The sequence below is a fragment of the Vibrio sp. 10N.222.49.C9 genome (assembly GCF_041474985.1).
Lineage (GTDB): Bacteria > Pseudomonadota > Gammaproteobacteria > Enterobacterales > Vibrionaceae > Vibrio > Vibrio crassostreae_C.
In genome coordinates, this window is the sequence record NZ_JBFRVD010000968.1 from 1 (window position 1) to 773 (window position 773).

Annotated in this window: 2 pseudogenes; both read right to left on the reverse strand. The window is 42.4% G+C overall.

Features of this window, described 5'->3' with window-relative positions:
• Positions 1-210: pseudogene (locus tag AB4585_RS26450) on the reverse strand (hypothetical protein); the annotation flags it as partial.
• A pseudogene (locus AB4585_RS26455) lies at positions 207-773 on the reverse strand (hypothetical protein); the annotation flags it as partial. The pseudogenes AB4585_RS26455 and AB4585_RS26450, both read right to left, overlap by 4 nt.

Consider the following 773-nt stretch of genomic DNA (forward strand, 5'->3'; position numbering starts at 1 on the left):
ATAAAGTTCATAGCGGGCTTGCTGGACATCAAACTGATCAACGATGGCTTCAATTCTAGAAAACTCAATCTGCTTCTCAGAGGTCTCAAATCTCAGTTCAAATTGATGTTTTTCTTGATAGGCTAAGCTCTGCGTACCTCTGTCTTGTAAAGCATGATCTGCACACCCTAAAACAGTTATCGAGAGCAGTAGAGCAAATAGATTCCTCATTGCGCAAACCCTCCATTGTCCATCAGCTGAACTAACTCAGCATCTTGTTGATTTCGTTCGCTGAATTCACTACTCATACCTAGCCAGCGAGTGAAGGTATTGGTTTTATGTATCCGTGGAAGGTTTAACTCGTTTGCTTTGGTCGGCTTAACCAAATTAACGGTGGCAATAATCACGACCTCAGTTGTTTTTCTATTAGTTGTCGCTTTACTAAATAGAGCTCCGAAGAAGGGAATATCGCCCAGAAGAGGGATTTTCTGTAATGACTCGATATCTTCTGTATTCATTAAGCCGCCGATCATGAATGTCTGACCGTCAGCAATTTCAATGGTAGTAGTCGCTTTTCGCGTTGATAACTGTGGTACTTCAGCGGTTGTCGTTTTATAAATTTGGTCAACAACACTGACACTTGGCTGTACTCGCAAACGAATTTCTTGTTCGTTGTGCACCTTTGCGGCTATTTCCAACCCAATACCATACTCTTTAAAACTTATCGTCGTTCCATTCGTATCCGAGGTGATCATTGGGATCTCCCCACCTACTAAAAACGAGGCCTCTTGTCC